Origin of the sequence: Cohnella sp. 56 (assembly GCF_037963805.1) — a bacterium.
Lineage (GTDB): Bacteria > Bacillota > Bacilli > Paenibacillales > Paenibacillaceae > Cohnella.
This window is the reverse complement of record NZ_JAZDQE010000017.1, coordinates 39,541-62,963: the sequence shown is the minus strand read 5'-3', so window position 1 is coordinate 62,963 and position 23,423 is coordinate 39,541. Positions and strand designations below refer to the sequence as shown.

The window sequence follows — 23,423 nt, the reverse complement described above, 5'->3', positions numbered from 1 at the left end:
GGGGTGTGGCGCCGATTGAGGCGAAGAAGTCCTAGGTAGAGCTACTTCGCCGGGGTGTGGCGACGATCGAGGCGAAGAAGTCCTAGATAGAGCTACTTCGCCCGGGTGCGGCGCCGATTGAGGCGAAGAAGTCCTAGGTAGAGCTACTTCGCCGGGGTGCGGCGCCGATTGAGGCGAAGAAGTCCTAGGTAGAGCTACTTCGCCGGGGTGTGGCGACGATCGAGGCAAAGAAGTCCTAGATAGAGCTACTTCGCCGGGGTGTGGCGCCGATTGAGGCAAAGAAGTCCTAGGTAGAGCTACTTCGCCGGGGTGTGGCGACGATCGAGGCGAAGAAGTCCTAGGTAGAGCTACTTCGCCGGGGTGTGGCGCCGATTGAGGCGAAGAAGTCCTAGGTAGAGCTAATTCGCCGGGGTGTGGCGCCGATTGAGGCAAAGAAGCTCTAGATAGAGCTACTTCGCCCGGGATGCGGCACCGATCGAGGTGATGAGGCTTTGGAAATTTCTTATTATCGCTTCATTGCGATTTGGCGGCTTGCATCAAGCGGACGACAACGGCGGCGGCTTCGGCGCGGGTGACGGTGCCGGCCGGCTCGAAGCGGCCGGCCGCCCTGCCCTGCATGAGGCCTTGCGCCTGCACGATCCGCACCGCGTCCGACGCCCACGCCGGGATAGCGGCCTCGTCGGCGAAGCGGAGCGCGGCCGTGCCGGTCTTGGCATCGCCCGCGGCGTCCGGCGCCGCAGCAAGCGCATTCGCCAGCATGACGGCGAGCTGCGCCCTGCTAAGTGATGCGTTCGGCCGCAGCGTACGGTCCTCGTAGCCGTGCAGGATGCCGGCCTTGACCGCCTGCGCGATCGCATCGGCGGCCCAGTCGCCGATCTGCCCGCGATCGGCGAAGTCCGACAGCTCCGCACCCTGCCCCTCGAGCTTCAGCGCGTTCATGAGCATGACGCTGAATTCCGCACGGGTGACGCTGCGGTTCGGCTTAAATGTGCCGTCCGCATAGCCGCGCACGATTCCTGCCTCCACGGCGGCCTGAATCTCTCCGCTCGCCCAATGACCCGAGATATCCGGGAACGCCGGCTGCGCCTGCGCGCTCACGGCGATTACGGCGAACTTGGTCAGATGGTCGGACGCGACTTCGATATCCTTCCCGCTCACGGTGCCGCCCATCGGGACCCATGCCCGGTTCGTCTCGTCATAATAATGAATCGAAGCCTTCTGCCCCGCACCGATCTTGGACGGATCGAACTGCAGGCGGATTGTAATCGGCACCGCGAACGATCCCGGCTCGCTCTTCGTAATCTCGTAGATCGGACTGGCCGCCTCGCGGCCGCCCGACAGAAGTTCGCCGACGACCGCAGCGTCGTCCAGCTTCACGATCTTGTACGTCGCCTGCCGTTCCAGTGCGCCCGCCGGTATGGAGACGGTGATCTGTTGACCGAGCGACAGCGACGCGGCCTCCCCGGCCGGGACCTGCCGCTCCGCCTGCTTGGCCGGCGTCGGCGCAGGCGTCGGCACGTACGTCGAATCCGGCGACGGTGACGGCGATGGTGACGGTGATGGCGATGGTGACGGTGATGGCGATGGTGACGGTGTTGGCTCAGACTCGTCATCAGACCGGACGCTCGCCATGACGTAGCCGCCGTCCGCCTTGAAGGCGATCTCCTCGCCGTTCCAGCGAACCTTGGTCGTGCCCGGCGCGAATACGACCGCCGTCACACTCTCGAACGCGGCTTCGCTTCCCGTGACGAGATCCAGCTCGCCGTTCGCGAAGCTCGCCTCCGGCCGCACTTGCGCCGCAGTCTCGCCTTTCCCGTCGACGAAGTAATATTGCAGCGCGCCGGCCGTCTCCGCGCCCGCATTATAATAGAACATCTGCGCGCGGCCGTCCTTGAGCAACACCTCGATCCGGCCGTCCTCCGTCTTGCGCACCGACGAGATCGCGCTCGCGCCCGCATACGGCTCCAGCACGCTGACGAACTGCGCGCTCTTGGCATGCACACGGTTGACGAGCGTCGGCGTATACACGTCCGTGGCGTTGCCCGGTCCGGGCGCTTCCCCTACGATCATCTCCGTCCCCGCATCCGGCGAGCTCGTCAGGCTGAACAGCTTGAGCCCGTTGCCGGACGGCAGCTTCCATGCGCCCTCCCACTCGCCGGTCACCGTCTGCGACTGGCCGCCGCGGAAGAAGGAATAAGCATCCTTCGTGCCGAGCGGCCCCGCGTACGGCGCCATCTCGCTGTCGGTCGCGAAGTCGCCCATGCCGTGCAGCACCCAATCGTACTGCCGCTCGGTATCCGACGCGACGCTGAACAGGTCGATCAGATAGTCCTTCGTCACCGCCACGGTACGCTCGTACTGCCGCATCCCCGCGTAGGCCTTGTCCGACGTATTGGTCATGATGCCGAGCGGCCCGGCCTGCAGGAACAGCTTGGTCGGCTCATAGGTCTCTGCGCCGCCGGCGGTCGGAATCTGCTGCGTGTCCCCGTCGACGAGCACCGTGTTGTGCGCGAACGACTTTTTATAGTAGGACTCGTACATCGAATTGCTGTAGGGCGGGATGCCGAGATCCGGCGCGAGCCGCTCGCCCTGGCCGAAAATCTCCAGATGGAGCTTGTCCGGATGCCCGTGATAGCCGCCGTGCAGGCCGTAATCGACGAGCGCGTACAGCTGGTCCTCGCCTTCGCCGGCACGCAGCACCGAATGGCCGAGCCCCGTGAAGTTCTTGCTCTCCGCAGACAGCGAGCCCCCGGCCGGAATGTCCGTCGCGCCGTAGAGCACGGCCTGCTCGCCCGCGATGCCGGACGACGTGTCGCCGGGCACGACGAACCCGCCGCGCACGCGCCCCTTGTCGCGATACAGCTTGGAGAGCAGCGCGCCGTAAACCGGATCGTCATAATGCGCATATACGGCCTCGTAATCCATCGGCACGACGCGTCCCGGCGCCGCCAGGCTCGTCGGATACTTGCCGGAGTCGTTGCCGTTGATAATGCCGAGATCGGGGAACGCGTATTGCAGCGTCGCATCGTACATCTTCTTGAAGTTCGGATCGGCGAAAAGGTCGTACCCCATGCCGAGCAGCGCCTGCGCATGGTCGAACAGCGCGGACTGCGCGTAGAAATGGTACCCGATCGCACCCTCGTACCAGAAGCCGTCGGACAGCACGCTGTTATTCATCTGGAAGTTGAAGCCGCTGCGGCCTTGTACGGAGAAGTCCATCAGCGTCTTATCCTCCAGAATCGCCCCGATCGTGCCGATCGCGGCATTGTGCCACGTCTGCCAGTTCGACTTGCCGACGTCGTAGCCCTGGAGCGTCTTCGCCGACGGCGCGAACAGATTCTGCTCGATATCGTACTTCTCGGCTGCGGTCAGCAGCCCGCTCGGCTCGATCAGATCGTAGGCTTGGGCCAGCTCGATGATCTGCACGGCCTCATCGAGCGATTGATAGTAGATTCTGCCGTTGAGCGGCTGGAGCGGGTAGCTCGGATACAGCGCCGCATAATGCGTCAGCATCTCCTTCGCTTTGGACGCGTACTTCGTCTCGCCGGTCAGCGCATAGACGAGCGCGAGATTGCGCGCTGCCTCGATGTTCACGGTGTGGGCGGTGAACCGCCAGGCGGCATCGAGATCGTCGCCCGTGCGCCAGCTGCCGTCGGTCGGACATTGATGCTCGTGCGGCTTGTCGTAGTCGAAGACGAGCGGCGTATCGCCGCATACGTACAGCGTGCTCTCGCCGCCGGGCTTGGACGGGTAGTACACCGTCTTGTCCGCCCATGCATCGGCCTTGAGCCGGATCGCGGACAAATAGTCCGAAGCCCAGCCGTACGCCGCAATCTTGGCCTTGGCCGCGGCGAGCTGATCCCCGGAGAACATCACATAGGGATGCTGCCTGGTCGCAGCTCTCGGTGTGCCGACCTTCAGATTCAGCTCGATCGTCGTATCCTTGCCGCCCGCGAGCGGATGCACGTTCAGCACCGCCTTGACCGCACTGCCCGCCTGTGCGGCGGCCGGCACGTTCACCTGCACGTCGACATCCGTCTCCGCGCCGTCCGCCACGCTCGCCGTCGTCGCCGGAAACGTCGCCTCGTAGCCCGCGCCCATCGCCGTCTTCAGCGACAGCGCATAGGCGGTCGCTTCGCCGCCGATGTTTTTCAGCGAGAAGGCGTAGTGGACCGCACTGTCCGCGAGCGCGCTCTTGTCGATCTGCCGAATCGACGGCTCGACCGCGTTTTTGGCGAGCGCCATCGCGTCGAAGTACAGCTTGTCGTCCGGGCTCGATACCGGATCGGAGTCGTACCAGCGGGGATGGAGAATGACCTTGCGAATATTCTCAAGCTTCGCGCCGCCGTTGGAATTCAGGAACTTGTTCAGCGGCAGCTCGATCTTTTTCCAACCCTTCCAATCTACGAAAAAGGACGTCATAAAATATTCGTTGCCCGGATTGCTGTCGTCCGGCGTGCTGATGATGACATAGATTTTCTTGTTCGATACCTTGTCCGAGTACAGCCAGAACTCGAGCTGGTCGTTCGCCTGCCACGGCGCGGTCATCACGTCCGTAATATCGATCGGTATCGTCGGGTCCGTCCATCGCCCGGCGTACGATCCGAGCACGGCAGGCGACACGACAGGCGTCGTATTCGTCCAGCCCGCGAACGTCTCCGTATTGCCGATCTGCAGGCTGGATCTGCCGGACAGATCGATGTCGTACGCGTGACTCGTCTCTTCGCTCGTCTTGCCGTCCAGCTCCGCCCTGGTCACGATCGTCTGCGAGCGGTCGACGAGCAGCGGCGCCGTATACGGCTTGAACGCCGAATCTATGCCCAGCACCTTGTAATAGACGGCTGCGCCGTCCGTAGCCGAGCTCAGCGTCACCGTCTTCGGCTCGGCGTACGTGCCCGCTGGCGGGCTGGCCGTCACGTCCTCGACATAGTCGCGGTACACGAACGTATAGTGGTAGCTCGTCTCCGCGCTGTCCGTGCCGCCCAGCGCCGCCTTGACGATCAGCGTCGTCTCCTCGGTCAGCGTGAGCGGCGCCGTATAGCGCTGGAAGCCGCTGTCCACACCCTCGCGCTTGTAGTAGACGGCCGCGAGCGCCGAAGGCTTGGTCTGGCTGGAGAGCGCGACCGTCGCCTTGTTGACGTATTCGCCCGACGGCTTGTCCGCCACGGCCGGGTACACTTCGCCCGTCCCCGTCAGACGAATATCGTCGAGGTACATCATGAGCGTCGGGTCGAGCGTCGTGCCGCCGACGCCGGCCTGGTCGAAGCGGACGTAGTCGAGCGCCCCCCACGCCTTGACGTTCGCCGAGCTCGTCTGCGTCTTGACGACGGACAGCGGGATCTCGATCTCCTGCCACCCCGTCCAGTCCAGCGGCAGCCGGTAGTAATAATACTCGCTGTCGCCCTTCATGAAAAAGCGCAGCTGAATCGGCTTGTCCGCCTGGTCGCCGGTTCTGGCCTTGACGTTGTAGGCCCAGAACTTGAGCGTGCTGTAGCCGTTCAGATCGATGCCGGGGGCGGCCTTCGGATAGATCAGCGCAGCGCCCGCGATATAGGCCGTCGGATTGGCCGCATCGGTGTTGATCGCAAGCAGCCACTTTTTGGAGCCCGTGCCTTCCTTGATATAGAGTGGGTCCGTGTTGGCGACCAAGGCGATGCCCGCCGTACCTACCGTGTCCCCGGTGGCATTGGTCGCCGAGTCCATCGCGTTCAACTGCTCGGCATAAGGGACGATCAGGGGCGATTCGTCCCCGCCGGCCGCCTCGGCCGCGCGGGGCGGCACAACCGCGAGCGCGCTCGAGACGAGCAGGAGCGCGGCCATCGCGGCCGCCAGCTTCTTTTTCAACCTTAGAAGGGCCATATTATAACCTTCCTTTCGCAGCTTCGGGTATGGCAAAGCCCCGCCGATTCGACCAACGGGGCTTGCGATGATTACTGTGCCGCTTGCTTACTTCACGGCCGCCTTGGCGCGCTCGTCCGCTTTTTTGTAGATCGCCAGAATGTCCTCGTAGCCGAGCTTCTTCTGTTCTTCGACGAAGCTGTCCCACGTATCGAAGCTGCGCGTGCCCATGATGAACTTCGCCAGGTTCTCGTCGCGGTTGCTGTTCAGCGAGTCGCCCTTCGTGCTCAGCACTTGCTGCTCCTCCGGCGTGAACGGCGGGGTCGACGTCTTGTCGTTGTCATACTGCGGCGCCTGCTCGTAAGCCGACTTGAGCTCCGGCGAAGAGACCGAGATATGGGCGTCGAAGTCGAACCAGGTGTACGTGCCGTCGGTCGACAGACCCGTCTTCTTGCGCAGATCCGAGATGTCCGTATACTTCTCGATGAAGCTGCCGCCGCTGACGGTGTCGCCTTCCTTGCCCCAGCTGACCAGCTTGTGTCCTTCGTCCGAGTAGAAGAAGTCGATGAACTTGACGATGTCCTTGATCTTCTTCGACTTGGAGGAGATCATGAAGCCTTCCTCCGTGACGGCCGTGAATGCGTTCTTCTGCAGACCGGTCGGGCCCGCAGGCGGCGCCATGAAGTTCATGGAAAAGTCCGGGTTGTCCTTGCGCAGCGCGCTGTTGTAGAAGTCGATGCGTCCGATGTAATCGAGCGTGACGAACGCGCGGTTCGTGGACACGATGTCCTGCCACATTTTCGTATCGATCGTCAGGAAGTCCTTCGGAATGAGTCCGTCTTTATAAAACTTGTTGAAGTAGACGAGCATCTCCTTGTAGGCCGGCTGGATCGGCGCGTACTTCCATTCGCCCGAAGCGCTGTCCAGATAGGCGCTCGCCTGCTGCGCGTCGACCGGCGCCGATACGCCGAAGCCCGCCGCGAAATCCTGGAAGTAGCGCAGCCCGTTGCGGACCGTGAGCGGATAGCTGTCCGGGTACTCCGCCTTCAGCTTCTTCAGCATCTCGTACAGCTCGTCCCATGTCTTGGGCGCCTCCAGGTTCAGCTTCTTGAACACGTCCTCGCGGTACATCCACGTGCGGCGGTTCGATTCACCGAGACCTTGATTCGGGAATTCGTACATCTTGCCGTCCGAGGAGAGCATGTTCTGCGTCTCGGCCGGATACTTCTCCATCCACGCCTTGAAGTTCGGCATGTCGTCGACGTAGTCGAGGATGTTGACGAGCGCGCCCTGCTGGCCGAACTTGTCGGCGAGACGCTTCTCCTGCGTCCACATGATGTCGGGCATGTCGCCGCCTGCGATGGCCAGGCTGATCGCGTCCTCGAGCAGATTGCCCGCGGGCAGCTGGATGTCCAGCGTGACGCCCGTCTGCTCCTTGATATAGGACCAGATCTTCCAGTTCGCGTCGTACGGCCAGCTCGGATTGCTGTAATCAAGGAACGTGAACGTCTGCGGCTTGAGCTGCGCCGGTGCGGCGGACGCGCTCGCGCCGGCGGATGTCGAGGCGGTCGCGGACGGTGACGGACTTGCCTCGTTGTTGTTTTTGGAGCATGCGCCCAGCACGACGCTCGCCCCCATGACCGCGGACAATACGATAGCTGTCTTTTTGTTCATTGTTGCCCCTCGCTTTCTTTTTTCCCGAACGAATTTTCCCATGCTTGTATGTTAACCTTTGACCGACCCGATGAGCGCCCCCTTGGCAAAATACTTCTGGAGGAACGGGTAGATCAAGAGGATGGGAACCGTAGTCACGATAATGGTGGCGTACTTGAGCGCTTCGTCGACGATCATGCTGTCGCCGCCGATGTTGCCCGCGCCGTTGGCGCCGCCAGCGCCCTGGAGCACCATGTTGCGCACGATGACCTGCAGCGGGAACAGATCGGCGTCCCGCAGGTAGAGCAGCGCGGAGAAAAAGTTGTTCCAGATGGCGACGCCGTAGAACAGCCCGATCGTCGCGAGAATCGCCTTGGACAGCGGCAGCACGAGTCTGAAAAAGATGCCGACATCGGTCAGGCCGTCGATCTTGCCCGACTCCTCCACCTCCTGCGGCAAGCCGGTGAAAAACGTGCGCATCACGATCAGGTTCCATGTGCTGACGGCGCCGGGCAGCACCATCGCCCAGATCGTGTCGATCAGATGATAGCTCTTGACGACCAGGAAGGTCGGGATCATGCCGCCGCTGAAAAACAGGGTAATGACGACCATGACCATGAAGCCGTTGCGGAACAGCATATCCCGCTTGGATAGCGAGTAAGCCCCCGCCGCGCTGACGATCAGCGAGATCGCCGTGCCGAGCACCGTATAGATGATCGTATTGACGTAGGCGCGTCCGATCTCCGGATTGTCGAATACGGCCGTGTACGTATTCAGGTTGAATTCCTTGGGCCAAAAGAACACTTCGCCCTTCAGCACGGGCACGGTGCCGCTGAGCGAGACCGCGATCATATAAATGAAAGGATACAGCGCGGAAGCCGCGACGCCGAACAGCACCAGGTACAGCAGCGCATCGAATACGCCGAACTTAGGTTTCAAAACCGTCCCCTCCTTTCCTCACCATAGGCTCGTCTCGCTCGTCCTGCGGCTGATCCAGTTCGCCGTGAGGATGAAGAGCAGGTTGACGACGCTCGTGAACAGGTCGATTGCGGTGCCGTAGCTGTAATTCATCGCCTGGATCCCCGTCCGGAACACATATGTGCTGAGCACGTCGGCGGTCGAGTAGATCGAAGGATTCAGCATGAGCAGCACCTTCTCGAAGCCGATATCGAGCACATGGCCGATGTTCAGAATGAACAGGATGACGATCGCCGGCATGATGCCGGGCAGCGTGACGTGGCGCAGCTGATGCCAGCGGCTCGCGCCGTCCACGGTGGCCGCCTCGTAGAGCTGCGGATCGATGGCGCTGAGCGCCGCCAGATAGATGATCGTCTCCCAGCCGATATGCTGCCAGATCTCCGATAGAATGTAGAGCGTGCGGAAGTAGTTCTCGTTTTGCATGAAGTTGATCGAGCTGTACCCCATCCATTCGACCACATGGTTGACAAGTCCGCTGGTCGGAGACAGGAAGAGGAACATCATGCTCACGACGACGACGTTCGAGATGAAGTGCGGCAGGTAGCTGATCGACTGGACCAGCCGCTTGACGACGCCTTTTCTCACTTCGTTCAGCAGCAGCGCCAGAATGATCGGGGCCGGGAAGCCGAAGACAACCTTGTAGACGCCGAGCAGGATCGTGTTCTTCAGAAGCTTCGGAAAATCGGGGCTGTGAAAAAACATCTCGTAATACTTGAGGCCCACCCACTCGCTCTGCCAGATTCCCTTGAACGGGTTGTAATCCTTGAACGAGATCAGGATGCCGAACATCGGCACATACTTGAACATTACGTAATACACGAGCGCCGGCAAAAAGAGAAGCAGCAGGTACTTGCTTCTGTTCCACCTTAATCGCAGTAGCGCCACGAGCGGACCCTCCAGTCTGAAGCGATATGTCTATGCCGCCTAGCTTAATGAATCGATCAAGCGCGGCGCAATGATGCGATATCCGGAAACCTTGCATTTCTTCGGTTAGCCGTACAAAAGCGAACAATCTTAACGGACGACGGCCACTTCGGCCCCTTGCTCGTGCGACAGGTACAAGCTTTCTACCACCGCCACAATGCTGCGGGAATATGCCATCGCGCACGCCGGCTCGCAGCCCGTCTCGATCGCGGCGACCAGATCCTCGAACTGGCCGACGAACGGATCGGGCTTCGGCCCGACGGGAACCTCCGCGTACTCGCCGCCGTCGCTCACCCACAGCCCTCTGCCCGTCAGCAGCTTCATGCTGCCGCCTTCGAACCGGAACTCCGTCTCGTCGACGATCGCGCCCGGGTACCCCGATTGAGAGAGCGTCGCATAGATGCCGGTTGCGGTCGCGAGGAACGCGGAGCCGCCCCCTTCGATATCGCCGCGCATGCCGGCATAATGGATGCCGGCCGTCACGCGCACGATCGGCTCGCCCGTCAGCCACTGAATCTTGTCGATCGAGTGGGCGCCGAGATTCGTCAGAATGCCGCCGCCGGCTTTGGCTTTGTCGAAAAACCAGTCCGGCCGGCCCGGCACGTCGTAGCGCTGATGCCGCCGGTCGTTGATTAGCAGGAGACGGCCCAGCCTGCCGCTCTCGATCACTGCTTTGGCCGCGATGTTTTCCGCGATATAATGCTGCGTATGGCCGACCATCAGCTTGACGCCGCCTCTCTCGACGGCCGCGGCTATGTCGTCGCATTCCCGCACGCTCGTCGCCATCGGCTTCTCGAGCAGTACATGGCAGCCGCGGTCCGCCGCGAATGTCGCCGCTTCCCGATGCAGATGATGCGGCAAGGTGACGACCGCGATGTCCGGCTTCTCCCGGACGATCATCTCCTTGTAATCCGCATAGGGCGAGATGCCATACTCGGCCGCCATCGCCTCGGCGCGCCCGAGCCGCACGTCAGCGACGGCGCATGCCGCCAGGGCGTCCAGCTTGCGCAACGCCGCCAGATGCGAACCCGCGATGATGCCGGCCCCGATCACGGCCACGCGATATCCCATTTTTACAACCGCCTCCTTCTTCTGTCCGGGGCCATCATAGCAAGCAAGCCGGCGCGGCCGCTATCAGGGGATCTTGCGGTTCTTGTCCGATCTTAAAAAACGAAGAGGAAAAAACGCCGATCTTAAAAAAAGAGAAGTTTCCGAAGCGAAGACCATTGAGAGTTAAGCTGACATGGGGCTATACTCTGATTTATGTAAAGCCTGATCGACGATGAAGTAAAAAAGGAGTAATCGGATGAAATGGACGGCGCGGCTTCGGGGAACGGCCAAAAACCAGATGTCACTGTTCTACACCTTGTTCGGCAGCTTCGTCGCGATTATTATCCTGCTGGTATCCATCAATTCGATCGCCTTCACATTTTTCCGGAAAAACATCCGGGACGAGATCATCCTCAACAGCAGCCTGAATCTGAACGCGAGCGCCGCAAACTACGAGAAGCACATCAAGCTCGTCCGCAGCTTCATGCTCGGCTATCTGTTCGACAACGATACGGAGATATTGAGGCGCGGCGATCCGATGCGCCGGTACGACGTCGTCGTCGACGTGCAGAAGGCGCTCGCGCACAACTTGAACAATACTTCGCTCTATTTGGACAACATCGTCTATTATTTTAGAAACGGCGAATTTATTATCGACCGCGACGGCACGCGGGACGCAGATACGATGTTCTCGAAGTTTTACTATCAAGAGGCGTATACGGCCGACTTCTGGCGCGGGCAGATGGACGGCGCAGACAGCTTCAAGCTTTATCCCGCCGCCTCGTTCGCCTCCGTCACCCCGTTCGAGCGCAAGCCGCTCGGGAGGCTGCTGCCCGTTATGGTCAAAAACGGCTACGATCACGGGTTCGCTTTTATCGCTTTTCTGAACGCGGACCGCATCTATGCGGCTTTTCACCAGGCGAAGCCGGACAGCACGTTTTATATCGTCGACGGCGACCTGCAGGTACTCTTCTCCTCCGCCGCCGGCGCGGCGCTCCCCGCAGAGATCGCCGCGAAGACGGGCAAGGGCTATGTGCGGGTCGGCGACAGCTACTACTTCTACCGTACCGGCGGCGAGACCGGGTTCACCTACATAGAGAAGGTGCCGGACAAAGGACTCGCCGGTCAGATCCGCCGGCTCAACCAGTCGATGTGGGCGCTGCTCGCACTCTCCGTGCTCATCGGCCTGGCGGTGTCCTACTGGTTCTCCAAGCGGTTCCACAATCCGCTCGCCAACATGATCCGGTCGGCGCAGTCGCTGCGCGCGGTCGGCATCCCGGCGGGCGAAGGCAGCCGGATCAAGGAATTCAATCTGCTGCACGACACGTTAAGCGACCTGTCCCGCTCCAACAGGGAATACCATCAGGATCTGCAGGCCAAAAACAACCTGCTGCAGCAGTTCGCTTATATGAAAAAGCTGAAAAAGATTCACGGAAGCGGCGAATCGCTGCCGCTCGCGGCCGATTCGCATGCGCACTACCGGCTCGTGCTGTCGCAGATCGACTTCAAGGACCGCTTCGCCAAGGAGATCGCGAACGCGCCCCAACGCGCCTTCAATATGTACAAGGAGCTCATCGGCGCCCATTTCTCCAGCCGGTACGACGACTCCCTGACGTTCCAGCTGGAGAAAGATCAGGTGCTGACCATTCTGTTCGTCCAGAACGAGCGCGGAGAGCCCAGGCATAGCGACAATATGGACGAGCTGGCCCGCATGCTCGCGACGGATATTCCCTATTGCAACTTCACGATCGCCGTCAGTCCGGTCCGCCATCACTCCGCGGACTTCGCTCAGACGTACCAGGACGTCCTCGACATGGTGAAGCAGCGCAGGCTCGGGGAGGATGTGCAGATTATCGGGGAATGGGTGCCGCAGCCGTCGCTGATGATCCCCGCGCCGGCCGAGGAGCAGGAGCTGACCGCCAACCTGCAGTCCGGCTGCGACGATGTGACGATCCCGCTCGTGGCGCAGCTGCTGGACCAGCTCGCGCGGACGGGCGCGCTCGCCTATCAGTTCCAGGACTTCGCCAAGGACGTCGTGAACCGCACGATCAAAGTCCTTTACGCGCAGAACATCTCCTTCACGACCTTCATGGACGGGGGATCGCCGTACGATCAATTGAAGGGCTGCTATACGCTGGAGCAGTACAAGGCGTTCTTCGAGCGCTTCCTCGCGAAGTCCGCCGCCGCCGTCCGGGAGAAGAAGTCCGAGACCGACATCATCACGAAATTCGTCATGGCGTACGTCGAGGAGCGCTTCGGCGAGGATCTGTCCCTGGACGCGATCGCGGGCAAGCTCGGCATCACGGGCCCCTATCTGTCGACATACTTCAAAGAAAAAACGGGCACGAATCTGAGCGACTATATTCTGACCGTCCGGATCGACAAAGCGACCCAGATGCTCCGCGAGACCGACCTGAAAATCCAGGAAATCGCCTCTCTGGTCGGCTACTACACCGTCGCTTCGTTCAACCGCGTATTCAAGCGGTTCACCGGCGTGACGCCGAGCGAGTTCCGCAGAAATCACAATCAGCTGAAGGAATGAGGGAATCACGTTGGAACTGCACAAAGCTGTGCGATCCAGCGCATTCCCTGCCGGCGACATGGCGCCGCGCCCACAGCTCAACAACAAAAAACCTTCGGGCGGCCAAAGCCGATTCCGAAGGTTTCTTGTAGCGCAGTAGCGGCCTTAGCCCGTCGATCCGCCGGTCGCCGCAGCCAGCGTTTTGTCGAATTTGCCGTACGTTTTCCAGGTGCGATAGCCCAGCTTCCCGTAAAAATCGACGAACGGCGTCGTGTCGATGACGATCCGTCTGATGCCGCGCACCCTCAAAAAGCAAATCGCGGCCTCGACGATGGAGATGCCGTAGCGATGCCCCCGATAGGCTTCGTCGATGCCGAGCGGACCGATCCCGCCGAGCGCTTCCTCGAACAGCGGCGCCCAATATACGTTTTGCGCGAGCAGCGGCGATTCGGCGTCATTGATCCGGCAGAAGCCGATGATCGCGCCGTCCCGCTCCAGCAGCACGTATTCGCGGCCCGATCCCCCTTGCGCCCAATAATCGCGATGCTGCAAGTCCCATGTTCCCGGAAAGCAGCGGGTCATGAAGGCGGTTAACGCCTCGCGGTCGGACGGTCCGGCGAGCCTGGCCGCCGCTGCGCCCGTGTCGGGCATGACGCTCGCCTCATTGGCGTCATAAGCTTTGATCAGATCGAAGACGTCCTCGCGATGCACGTAGCCCCGCCGCTCGAACCAGCGCCGGGTCTCCTCCAGCTCGCCCGGAATGCCCGGGAACAGCCGGCGGTGAAGATCGTTGCCGAGCTGCACGCGGCTCGCGCCCGCTTGGCGCAGCGCCGACTCGGCCCTGCGGAGCAGCTCGCCGCCCACGCCTCGTCCGCGCCGGCCCGCGGCGACCAGCAGCGCCTGAATCCAGCCGACGTCGCCGCGCAGCCCGAAGCGGTCATCGTCCCCGTGCGGCGCCTTGGCGACGACGAAGCCGGCGAGCTCGCCCGTCTGCGGCTCCAGCGCCGCCCATGATCCCTCGCGCAGCCATCGCGTATCCTCCAGCGTATTCTGCCGCAGCAGACGCGGCCGCATCGGATACGACGCCCCCAGCTCCGCATTCCACAGTGCCAACGCGTCATCCGCATGCTTTTCCCCGAACGGTTCAAAGATCATCTGTTGCCTCGCCTCCAGCGTATTCGTGTCTATATCTAATCTAACGGAAGCGGGGCGCGAGGAAAATAAGTAGATCTTGCGATTGTTGTCCGAAAATAAGATTCGGATGCGGGGATAGCTTCAGGTGCTCGATAACGCAAAAAAAGCGGCACGAGGCAGAGGGCCGCTCTGCAATCGTGACGCTTGATGCGCTTCGGGCACCGAGGGTCGGCGTCGGACTCGTTCGTACGCGGAGATAGCGCATGATCAAGCGCATCGGCCGCCAACCCGCGTGCGCGACGCTTCGCAGCTACTTCGCAGCCGCGCCGTTCTGCGAGGCGTCGCGCGCGCTGCGGCGTTCGGCCACCTCGTCGTAGCGGCGGCGCTCCGTGCGCTCGATCTGCACGATGCGGCCGTCGTGCACGACGATCTGCACGCTGCCGTACTGCAGCCCCTCTACAGCCTCCGTAATACGCTGCACCCAACTCTCATTCAATTCCAACGGCTTTGCCATATGAATTCCTCCCCGCGATCATGACCAAGATGGTTCTTCCGTAACATTGTTTGATCCGAACCTGATCCCAGCTGCCAGCCGACTGCCGACGATTCAGTGTCCGCCGCCGCGCTTGGCCATCTTGTGCTCGATGATGCCTTTGACGATCAAGGTGACGATCGCCAGCAGCATGAGCAGCGACGCGACGGCGAAGGACGCGGTGTACTGGTATTCGTTGTACAAAATCTCGATATGCAGCGGCAGCGTATTGGTCTCTCCGCGGATATGTCCGGATACGACCGATACGGCGCCAAACTCGCCCATCGCTCTGGCGTTGCACAGAATAATCCCGTACAGGAGCCCCCACTTGATGTTCGGCAGCGTGACCTTGAAGAAAACCCGCCAGCCCTTCGCGCCGAGGCTGACCGCGGCTTCTTCGTCCTGCACGCCCTGCGTCTCCATGAGCGGGATCAGCTCGCGGGCGACGAACGGGAAGGTGACGAACATCGTCGCCAGGATGATGCCCGGCGTCGCGAACACGACCTTGAAGTCATGCTCGATCATCCAGGGACCGATGAGACCTTGCGCGCCGAACACCAGAATGTAGACAAGGCCGGAGATGACCGGCGATACGGCGAACGGCAGATCGATCAGCGTGATGAGCAGGTTTTTGCCGCGAAACTTGAACTTCGTGATCGCCCAAGCGGCGGCCGCGCCGAACAGCGTGTTGAGCGGTACGGCGATGACCGCGACGGTCAGCGTCAGCCGCAGCGCGGAGATGGCGTCGGGGTCCGAGATCGCGTCCGCGTAGGTGTCCCAGCCTTTGCGGAACGCTTGGGCGATGACGGTGATCATCGGCAGGACGACGACCAGACCGACGAACAGCAGCGCAATCGAGATCAGAGCAATCCGTATGCCGCGCGATTCGGTCAGGTGGCCCGGCCGGGTGTCCGCGGACAGCGGGGAGGCGGATGCGGTTGATGCGACAGCGGTTGGCGGTGCTCCGGACATGCGCGATCCCTCCTAGCCGGTCCGCAGACGGCGGTTGGTCCACCGTTGCAGCGTATTGATGAGCAGCAGCAGCGCGAACGAGATGACGAGCAGCACGAGCGCGATCGCGGTTGCCTGGCTGTACTCGAATTGCTCGAGCTTGGTGATGATGAGCAGCGGCGTGATCTCGGTCTTCATCGGCATGTTGCCGGAGATGAAGACGACCGAGCCGTACTCCCCGATCCCTCTGGAGAAGGCGAGCGCGAAGCCGGTGATGAGCGGCGGGATCAGCTCGGGCAGCAGCACCTTGCGGAACGTCCGCCAGCGATGCGCGCCGAGCAGCGCGGCGGCCTCCTCCATATCGGCCTCAAGCTCATGGAGCACCGGCTGTACGGTCCGCACGACGAACGGCAAGCCGATGAAGACGAGCGCCACGGAGATGCCAAGCGGCGTGTACGCCACCTTGATGCCGAGCGGCTCCAGCAGCGACCCGATCCAGCCGTTCGGCGCATAGATCGAGGTGAGCGCGATGCCTGCGACCGCGGTCGGCAGGGCGAACGGCATGTCGATCAGGCCGTCGACGATTTTTTTTCCGGGAAAACGGTACCGCACGAGCACCCAGGCGACGATCAGACCGAACACGACGTTAACCAGCGCGGCGAACAGCGACGTGAGCAGGCTGACCCGGTACGAGGCGAGCACGCGCTCGCTCGTCACCGTGTGCCAGAACTGCGGCAGCGTGAGCCCGGCCGTCTTCACGATCAGCGCGGCCAGCGGGATGAGCACGATTAAGCTTAAATACAGTATCGAATAGCCGAGCGTGATCCGAAATCCCGGCAGTACGCGCTTTTCTCTGACTTGGGCAGCCATTGCTATCGTCCTTCCTCGCTTGTCGGGTTAGGAGTTCGTGACTTAACCTTTGGTATAAACTTCGTCAAACGTGCCTCCGTCGGCAAAGTGCTTCTTCTGCGCCTCGGTCCAGCCGCCGAAGTCCTTGTCGATCGTCAGCAGGTTCAGCGCGGGGAACTGATCCTTGAACTTGTCGGCGACCTCCTGCAGACGCGGGCGATAGAAGTTCTGAGCTGCGATCTCCTGGCCTTCCGGTGTGTACAGATACTTCAGGTAAGCCTCGGCGACCTTGCGCGTGCCGCGCTTGTCGGCGTTCTTGTCGACGATGGCGACCGGCGGCTCTGCCAGAATGCTAAGCGAAGGCGTCACGATCTCGAACTCGTCCCCGTACTCCTTCTTCGCCAGGTACGCTTCGTTCTCCCATGCCAGCAGCACGTCCCCGATCTTGCGCTCGACGAACGTCGTCGTCGAACCGCGCGCACCGGTATCGAGCACAGGTACATTGGCGAACAGCTTCTTCAGGAAATCCTTCGTCTTCGCTTCGTCATTGCCGTCCTGCTGCTGCGCGTAGCCCCATGCCGCGAGGTAATTCCAGCGCGCGCCGCCCGAAGTTTTCGGATTCGGCGTGATGACCTTGATGCCGTCCTTGACCAGATCGTCCCAGTCCTTGATGCCCTTCGGGTTGCCCTTGCGTACCAGGAATACGATCGTCGACGTGTACGGCGAGCTGTTCGATTCGAACGACTGCTGCCAATCCTTCTTGACGAGGCCGCTGTCCGTGAGCGAATCGATGTCGTAGGCGAGCGCGAGCGTCACGACGTCGGCTTCGAGGCCGTCGAGCACCTTGCGGGCTTGAGAGCCGGAGCCGCCATGCGACTGGTTGATCTTGACCGTCTGTCCGGTCTCCTTCTTCCAGTAGTCGGCGAAGCTCTTGTTGAACGCCTCATACAGCTCGCGGGTCGGGTCGTAGGAAACGTTGAGCAGCTCGATGGACTTGGGCTCGGCGGAGGCGGAACCGGCAGGCGAGGCTGAGGCAGATTCGTCGGATGATGCGGATGCAGATCCGGCAGGCGACGCAGACGTGCTGCCCGAGCTTGCGGATTGATTGTTGTTCGAACCGCACGCCGACAGCAAGGCTACAAACAAAGAGATGACGATAAACAACGTGCCTTTTCTCAGCGATTTCATTAATATAATCCCCCTCCGTTGCGCTGGCGGACAATTCCTACAAAACCCACCAGATCAATTGGTTTTAGCAAATCATAGCAGTCACATGGTTTTAGTGTCAATAAGTATTTTTTTAGATCTGTATTAAAAAAGCTGATAGTAAAAAAAACGCCAACACGGCGAGCTGTCCTGTATGCTCCCGCTGCTGTATCTGCACGCAAAAAAAGCCGCGCAGCGGGCATGCTGCGGGCTCGTTCCAAACTATATTATCCGCGCTGATTGCGGCCCCGCACATGGACGATATCCACGAACGGGCGAATCCGATCCATCAGGCGCTGGCCTTTGTGAAGCTCCTCGCCTTCCTTGTGCGTGAAGCTGAAGTGCCGCTCGAGCGACTCGAGATCGTGATTGGACGTGTAAAAAGTCGGCTTGCGGTTCATCCGGTGATTCAGAATCGCCCCGATCACATGGTCGCGCACCCACGGACTCAGGTTCTCCGCCCCAATATCGTCGAATACGAGCAGGTCCGTTTCTTTCATCAGGGTCATCGTCTCTTTGAGCTTTTGCGGCTCCATCATGAGCGCCTTCGCATCCTCCACGAAGTCCGGCATATAGACGATGACACCGGTCTTGCCTTCCTTCGCGAGCTTGTGCAGCAGATAGGCCGCCATGTATGTCTTGCCGGTGCCGAAGCTGCCCATCAGGTACAATCCCTTTTTCTGCAGCCCTTCCGTCCGGGTCCGGTTCACATAAGCGAGCAGCTGCAGCACGGCATCCTCACGCTCGCCGTCGAGATCGAGCATCTGCTCGGCCTCGTAGCTGTCGACGTCCAGATCGACATTGCTGCTGAGGCTCGTGATTCTGCGCCGCACCTGCTCCTGATGCTCGTGAGCCTGCCATCTGGCGCAAGGCGTCTTCTGGTCGAACACCTGCCATTTGCCGTTCTGCTCGGCGCAGGTAATCGACGTATAATGTCCCTGCATATCGTTCGGGCACCGATCAAGGCCGGGGCAGTTCTTGCAGCTGCGGTCTTCTTTGGCATATTGATACAGTTTGTTCAGGTTGATGCGCCATGTGCGCTCATCCACCTCGGGGTATCGGCGGCGGATGTCCAGCACGAGCGGATCCGTCAGCACCCGGCGTGTCAGATTGTCCAAGTCGCCTACCCGCGGCGAGGACTTCCAGCTTCGCAGCGCTTCTCCCAGCGATTCCATCCTGCGTCCCCCCTCTCTATATTGGATTTGTTCGAAAAATAAGACGTTGGCGTATCGCTATAGTGTGCCACGTACGATATTTCCGGCAAATAAGACGATAGCACATCGCTATTCCGCGCCCCGCACAACATTTCCGGTAAATAAGACGATAGCACATCGCTATTCCGCGCCCCGCACGACATTTCCGACAAATAAGACGATGGCGTATCGCTATTCCGCGCCTCGCACGACATTTCCGGCAAATAAGACGATGGCACATCGCTATTCCGCGCCCCGCACGACATTTCCGGCAAATAAGACGTTGGCACATCGCTATTTCGTGCACCAGACGGCTTTTTCGGTAAATAAGACGATGGCGTATCGCTATTTCGTGCACCAGACGGCATTTGCGGCAAATAAGACGATAGCACATCGCTATTCCGCGCCCCGCACGACATTTCCGGCAAATAAGACGATAGCACATCGCTATTCCGCGCCCCGCACGACATTTCCGACAAATAAGACGATAGCACATCGCTATTCCGCGCCCCGCACGACATTTCCGGCAAATAAGACGATAGCACATCGCTATTTCGTGCACCAGACGGCATTTGCGGTAAATAAGACGATAGCACATCGCTATTCCGCGCCTCGCACGACATTTCCGGCAAATAAGACGATGGCACATCGCTATTCCGCGCCCCGCATGACATTTCCGGCAAATAAGACGTTGGCGTATCGTTATTTCGCGACCTAGTCGGTATTTCCGACAAATAAGACGTTGGCGTATCGCTATTTCGTGCACCGGGCGGCATTACCTGGTAGTATCCCACACCCGGGCCGCATCTCCGCCTAGCTCTTGTCCAGCTGCCGCGCGAGGTCGCGGAGCTTCTGCCGCTCCTCGGCTGAGAGCGCCTTGGCCGGTCCCTTGTCCTCCACGACCGGCATGGACGGCTTGCGCGCGCCCGTGCCGCCTGCGCGGCCGCGGCCCGACGCCGTCTTGCCCTTGCCGGCAGCCGCGCCAGGCTCGCTCTCGCCTCTGCGCCTGCGCTCGAGCGTCTCGTTGAGCTTGTCCTGCTCGCGCACATAGCGGACGGCTTTGTCATAAGTATCGATGCCTTTGGCAAGCATATTCGCAGCGACCGAATCGATGAAGCTCGCCGTCAGGCGCTGCGCGTGATTCGTGCCCAGTACATAGTGGATCAGCACGTTGATGACCTGCTCGGGCAGCTTGTAGTTCAGATCGATCCGCTCGAAGATCCGGGCGAACACCTCGGGCACCGCGCCCGGGAAGAACCGCTCCAGAAACCGCGTATGCGGCTCGGACATCAGCAGCCGGCCGTACTCGTCCAGCGCGACCTGGCCGCTCAGACGCTCCGGCACCTCAAACGGAGGCACCGCATACAACGCTTCGGCGTACACCGTCTCGACCACGGCGCTCCCGCCGACCGCAGCCGCGTCGCCGATCCGCGACAGGTAGCGCTCCCGCTCCTCGCCGCGCTTGCGTCCTTGGCGGTAGATCTGGTTGGCCCGCGCCTGCAGCTCGTCCCAATGCAGCGTCCCGTCCGGCAGGAATACGCCGTCCTCGTCGAGCAGCCGGCTCACCTCCGGCAGCTCGAGATCGAACTTGTACGCCAGGAAGTTGATCTGCGCCATCGACTCCGGCGCCAGATGGAGACGCTCGACGTACGCCCGGTTCGCCGAGCCGCGCGGGAACCGCAGCAGCAGTTCGCTATGGCGCACCCGCTCAGGCTGCGAGGCCGTGCCCTGCTCGCGCGCAGGCGCAGACTGCGACAGCGTCTGCTCGAGCTCCGCGTCGACCTGCGCCGCATTGATGCGGAACAGCTCGTAGAAGGGCACCGTGATCTCCTCGCGGTTGAGGAACCGCCCGAGTCCGGCAGGCTCGCGCGGCGCGAGCGACTGCCGCAGCTCCAGCAGCGCAGGCTTGCCGATGCGATCGCGGAGCAGCAGCGACAGATGCAGATTGGCAAAAAACTCGCCCGGCGCAAGCGGCCGCTGCAGCACATACTCGTACAGCGTCTCGTCCGCCGCCGGATCGTGCTGCCGATACGTCTGCAGCAGGCCGACCGCCTCCAGCTTGGAGGCGCCCTCGGCGAGCGCCTGGCGTCCGGCCGCGTTCGGCTCCAGGCCGAGCCCGAGGAACAGCCTGCGCTGCGCCTCCGGCTGCACGTACCCGATCTCGTCGTCGCCGAGATGATGATAGAGCAATAGATATAAGCCGACGGCCAGCACGCCTACCATCGGTTGATAGAGTTCGGTCAGCACCCTTCGCTCCAGACCGCCGAGCGAGAAGTCGCGGCAGGCGGTATAGCGGTGATGCTCCGTAAATTCAAGCTTGTTCGACACGCGCATACCGTTTTCGACAACCTTTGTTCATAGAGTGTCTCTCTATTGTAGCATATCCGCCGGTCCCGCTGGGCGGAATTCGGCTCTGCAAATAAATGAAAAAGGACGAGGCAGAGGAACTCTGCATCGTCCAGCGGCAGACAGTACGGATCAATTCTCGTAAGGCAGCAATTCACGGTCTACCAGATCACGATAGGAGGGGTCGAAGTAAGCTGTGAAGTTGACGTTCAGCGTCATCGACTTGCCCATGTCGGCCGGAGCGGGCTGTGCGATGGCGAAGTTGTCCACCGATATGAGCCGCGGCAGACGCTGCAGCCCCTCGATCCAGGCCAGCAGACGGTCGTAAGTGCCCTCGATGGCGACGGCCGTCTTGAGCTCTCCTACCGTAGCGTACGGCGTCTGCTCGCCGCCCAGCATGCTTTGCAGCTGATTGCCGGCAGACGCGCTGAATGTCGCATTCAGGAGCGCGACGCCGTTGGCCTGGCTGACGCTTTTGAGATCGAGCAGCATCTGCTCGGTATTGTCAGACAGCGGCAGCGCTTGCTGGACGGCATCGTCGGAGTACTTGGCGCCGGCTTTGTCCCCTTCGGCTTTTTTGTTGGCCAGTATATCCGCTTGATTCCTCAGAAGCGCGATCTCGTCCTTCTGCTCGGACAGGCGGTCGCCGAGCGGCATTTGCTTGTAAACGACGAACAGCAGCACGATGAGAAACAGCATGACGATGCCGATGAGTCCGAGCGTGCGCTTATTGAGCTGTGTCTGCAGTGCCGTCATTTCCGTCGCCTCCTTCCGGCTTTTTGAGCTCGACCGAATATACCGCCGTTTTAAACGTTGCGACGGCCGGCCCATCCGCAGGCGCGCTCTGCGCGACCGATTGCAGCTGCGCCGTAGCGGCGAACGACATCCGCTTCAAGTCGAACAGATAGCGGGAGGCTCCTTCGTAATCCGACGTCTGCACGGTCAGTCCGAGCTGACCGAGACTGCTGTAGCTGACGTTCAGCAAGCGGCTGTCCTTGGGCAGCATGCGGGTGAGCTCGTCGATGATCGCGACCGCATCACGCCGATTGTCCCGAATGCTCTCGATGATCGCGAGCGGATTGGAGACGCCCGCCTGCCCGCTGTTTTTCGCAGCGAGCCCGCTTTGCAGCAGTGTGATCTGATCGTTCAGCTGACTGATCGTCTTTTCTCCGGCGCGCAGATCGGACTTGTAATCCATGTAAAAATAGGTCACCGCAACGACGGCCAGCAGCCACAGCGCCAGCGATGCCGCGATCATGACCGGGTACAGGCGCGCTTCGCGGTCGATCCGGGGCAGCAAATTGATTCGCTGCTTGTCCGCATGCCAGAGTGCGAGGCCCACCGCCACGCGATTGTCGTCCGCACTGTACGTATGCTGCGTCGCGTAGGCGTCCAAGGACAGTGCCCGGATGCTCAGGTCCGGCTGCGACTGCTGCAGCTCGGCGAGCAGTTGGTTGCGGCCTTGATCCGAGCCGACGATCAGCGCTTCGGTAATTCTCGCGTTGCCCTCGTGGATGCTGAATTGATAGAAGTTCATCATCCGCGCGATCTCGGCCGTTACCTCGGACAGCTGTCCCGGACTCAACGCACCGCCATCCGCATCGGCTTGTCCGTAGAGCGCGATCGTTTTCAGAAATACCGGGTACCCGTTGTGAAACATATAGATCTCGAGCGCGTTCGCGTCCAGATTGACGAGCATCGTCTCCTCGAACTTCTCGTCCTGAAGCCCCCGGATCGCCCGCGCCAGCGCCGTCGCCGACAGCTCGATGCCGGATACTTTGAGCCCCGCTTCCTGAACCAGATCGGTGTACGATTGAATAAGCTGTCTGGATGCGGCGAAAACAAGCACCTGTGTGCTCCCTTCGTCCGCACCGAGCTTGATGTAATCATGCACAGGGTCCTCGAACGGCAGATGCAGCGTCGTCTCGACCTCAAGCGCGACCAGTCCGGGCAGATCTCTGTCGCTGGTGCTCTGGATGCGCAGCCGCCGGACGATCACATGCGAGGTGGGAAATGCGAGCGTGACGGACTGCCCGTACAGCTTCTCCGCCTTCACCCACTCCGAGAGCCGGCTGCGCGTCTGTGCGTAATCGGCGACCAAGTCCTCTTCGAACAAATCAGCGGACAATGGCAGCATGCTCGCGCGCTCGAATTCCCAGCCCTTCTTTTTCCTCAGCTTAACGAATCTTGCCCCGGACGGATCCAGGGTCAGGCCGATGGTCTTGGCGCCTGATCCTATCATTGCTAG

15 protein-coding genes are annotated in these 23,423 nt (G+C 61.1%); 1 reads left to right on the top strand and 14 read right to left on the bottom strand.

Going from position 1 to position 23,423, the window contains the following annotated elements; translation table 11 throughout:
• Positions 1 to 513 precede the first annotated feature (513 nt).
• The 5 genes from VQ071_RS24030 to VQ071_RS24010 form a co-directional block, all read right to left on the bottom strand.
• Positions 514 to 5,859, bottom strand: coding sequence for an S-layer homology domain-containing protein (locus VQ071_RS24030; protein ID WP_340516784.1), 5,346 nt, complete (start codon positions 5,857 to 5,859; stop codon positions 514 to 516).
• An 87-nt stretch (positions 5,860 to 5,946) separates the two neighbouring features.
• Positions 5,947 to 7,512, bottom strand: coding sequence for an extracellular solute-binding protein (locus VQ071_RS24025; RefSeq protein ID WP_340516783.1), 1,566 nt, complete (start codon positions 7,510 to 7,512; stop codon positions 5,947 to 5,949).
• 51 nt (positions 7,513 to 7,563) lie between these two features.
• Positions 7,564 to 8,430, bottom strand: coding sequence for a carbohydrate ABC transporter permease (locus VQ071_RS24020; RefSeq protein ID WP_340516782.1), 867 nt, complete (start codon positions 8,428 to 8,430; stop codon positions 7,564 to 7,566).
• A gap of 18 nt (positions 8,431 to 8,448) precedes the next feature.
• Positions 8,449 to 9,354, bottom strand: a complete 906-nt coding sequence (locus tag VQ071_RS24015; protein WP_340516781.1) for an ABC transporter permease — start codon at positions 9,352 to 9,354, stop codon at positions 8,449 to 8,451.
• Positions 9,355 to 9,483: 129 nt separating this feature from the next.
• The gene (locus VQ071_RS24010) at positions 9,484 to 10,464 is read right to left on the bottom strand and encodes a Gfo/Idh/MocA family protein (protein ID WP_340516780.1); all 981 of its coding nucleotides are present in this window, start codon (positions 10,462 to 10,464) and stop codon (positions 9,484 to 9,486) included.
• Between the two features lie 235 nt (positions 10,465 to 10,699).
• Here VQ071_RS24010 and VQ071_RS24005 point away from each other — a divergent pair, with 235 nt between their 5' ends.
• The gene (locus tag VQ071_RS24005; RefSeq protein ID WP_340516779.1) at positions 10,700 to 12,985 is read left to right on the top strand and encodes a helix-turn-helix domain-containing protein; all 2,286 of its coding nucleotides are present in this window, start codon (positions 10,700 to 10,702) and stop codon (positions 12,983 to 12,985) included.
• 144 nt (positions 12,986 to 13,129) lie between these two features.
• Here the strand turns inward: VQ071_RS24005 and VQ071_RS24000 are convergent, their stop codons facing one another.
• The 9 genes from VQ071_RS24000 to pilM all read right to left on the bottom strand — a co-directional run bounded on the left by VQ071_RS24000 (position 13,130) and on the right by pilM (position 23,417).
• Positions 13,130 to 14,119 carry a GNAT family N-acetyltransferase gene (locus VQ071_RS24000; RefSeq protein ID WP_340516778.1) on the bottom strand — a complete coding sequence of 330 codons (990 nt, stop codon included), beginning with the start codon at positions 14,117 to 14,119 and terminating at the stop codon, positions 13,130 to 13,132.
• A gap of 289 nt (positions 14,120 to 14,408) precedes the next feature.
• Positions 14,409 to 14,612 carry a YezD family protein gene (locus tag VQ071_RS23995; protein ID WP_340516777.1) on the bottom strand — a complete coding sequence of 68 codons (204 nt, stop codon included), beginning with the start codon at positions 14,610 to 14,612 and terminating at the stop codon, positions 14,409 to 14,411.
• Positions 14,613 to 14,705: 93 nt separating this feature from the next.
• On the bottom strand, positions 14,706 to 15,602 hold the full coding sequence (cysW, locus tag VQ071_RS23990) for a sulfate ABC transporter permease subunit CysW (RefSeq protein WP_340516776.1): 897 nt from the start codon (positions 15,600 to 15,602) through the stop codon (positions 14,706 to 14,708).
• A 12-nt stretch (positions 15,603 to 15,614) separates the two neighbouring features.
• Entirely contained in the window at positions 15,615 to 16,451 is an 837-nt protein-coding gene (gene cysT, locus VQ071_RS23985) for a sulfate ABC transporter permease subunit CysT (protein WP_340516775.1), read from the bottom strand.
• A 42-nt stretch (positions 16,452 to 16,493) separates the two neighbouring features.
• Positions 16,494 to 17,618, bottom strand: coding sequence for a sulfate ABC transporter substrate-binding protein (locus VQ071_RS23980; protein WP_340516774.1), 1,125 nt, complete (start codon positions 17,616 to 17,618; stop codon positions 16,494 to 16,496).
• A 245-nt stretch (positions 17,619 to 17,863) separates the two neighbouring features.
• Positions 17,864 to 18,811 carry an ATP-binding protein gene (locus VQ071_RS23975; protein ID WP_340516773.1) on the bottom strand — a complete coding sequence of 316 codons (948 nt, stop codon included), beginning with the start codon at positions 18,809 to 18,811 and terminating at the stop codon, positions 17,864 to 17,866.
• Positions 18,812 to 19,642: 831 nt separating this feature from the next.
• On the bottom strand, positions 19,643 to 21,163 hold the full coding sequence (locus VQ071_RS23970) for a DnaD domain protein (RefSeq protein WP_340516772.1): 1,521 nt from the start codon (positions 21,161 to 21,163) through the stop codon (positions 19,643 to 19,645).
• Between the two features lie 144 nt (positions 21,164 to 21,307).
• Positions 21,308 to 21,931, bottom strand: a complete 624-nt coding sequence (gene pilO / locus VQ071_RS23965) for a type 4a pilus biogenesis protein PilO (protein WP_340516771.1) — start codon at positions 21,929 to 21,931, stop codon at positions 21,308 to 21,310.
• Entirely contained in the window at positions 21,903 to 23,417 is a 1,515-nt protein-coding gene (gene pilM / locus VQ071_RS23960) for a pilus assembly protein PilM (RefSeq protein ID WP_340516770.1), read from the bottom strand. Before pilM ends, pilO begins: the two co-directional genes overlap by 29 nt.
• Between the last annotated feature and the right edge of the window lie 6 nt (positions 23,418 to 23,423).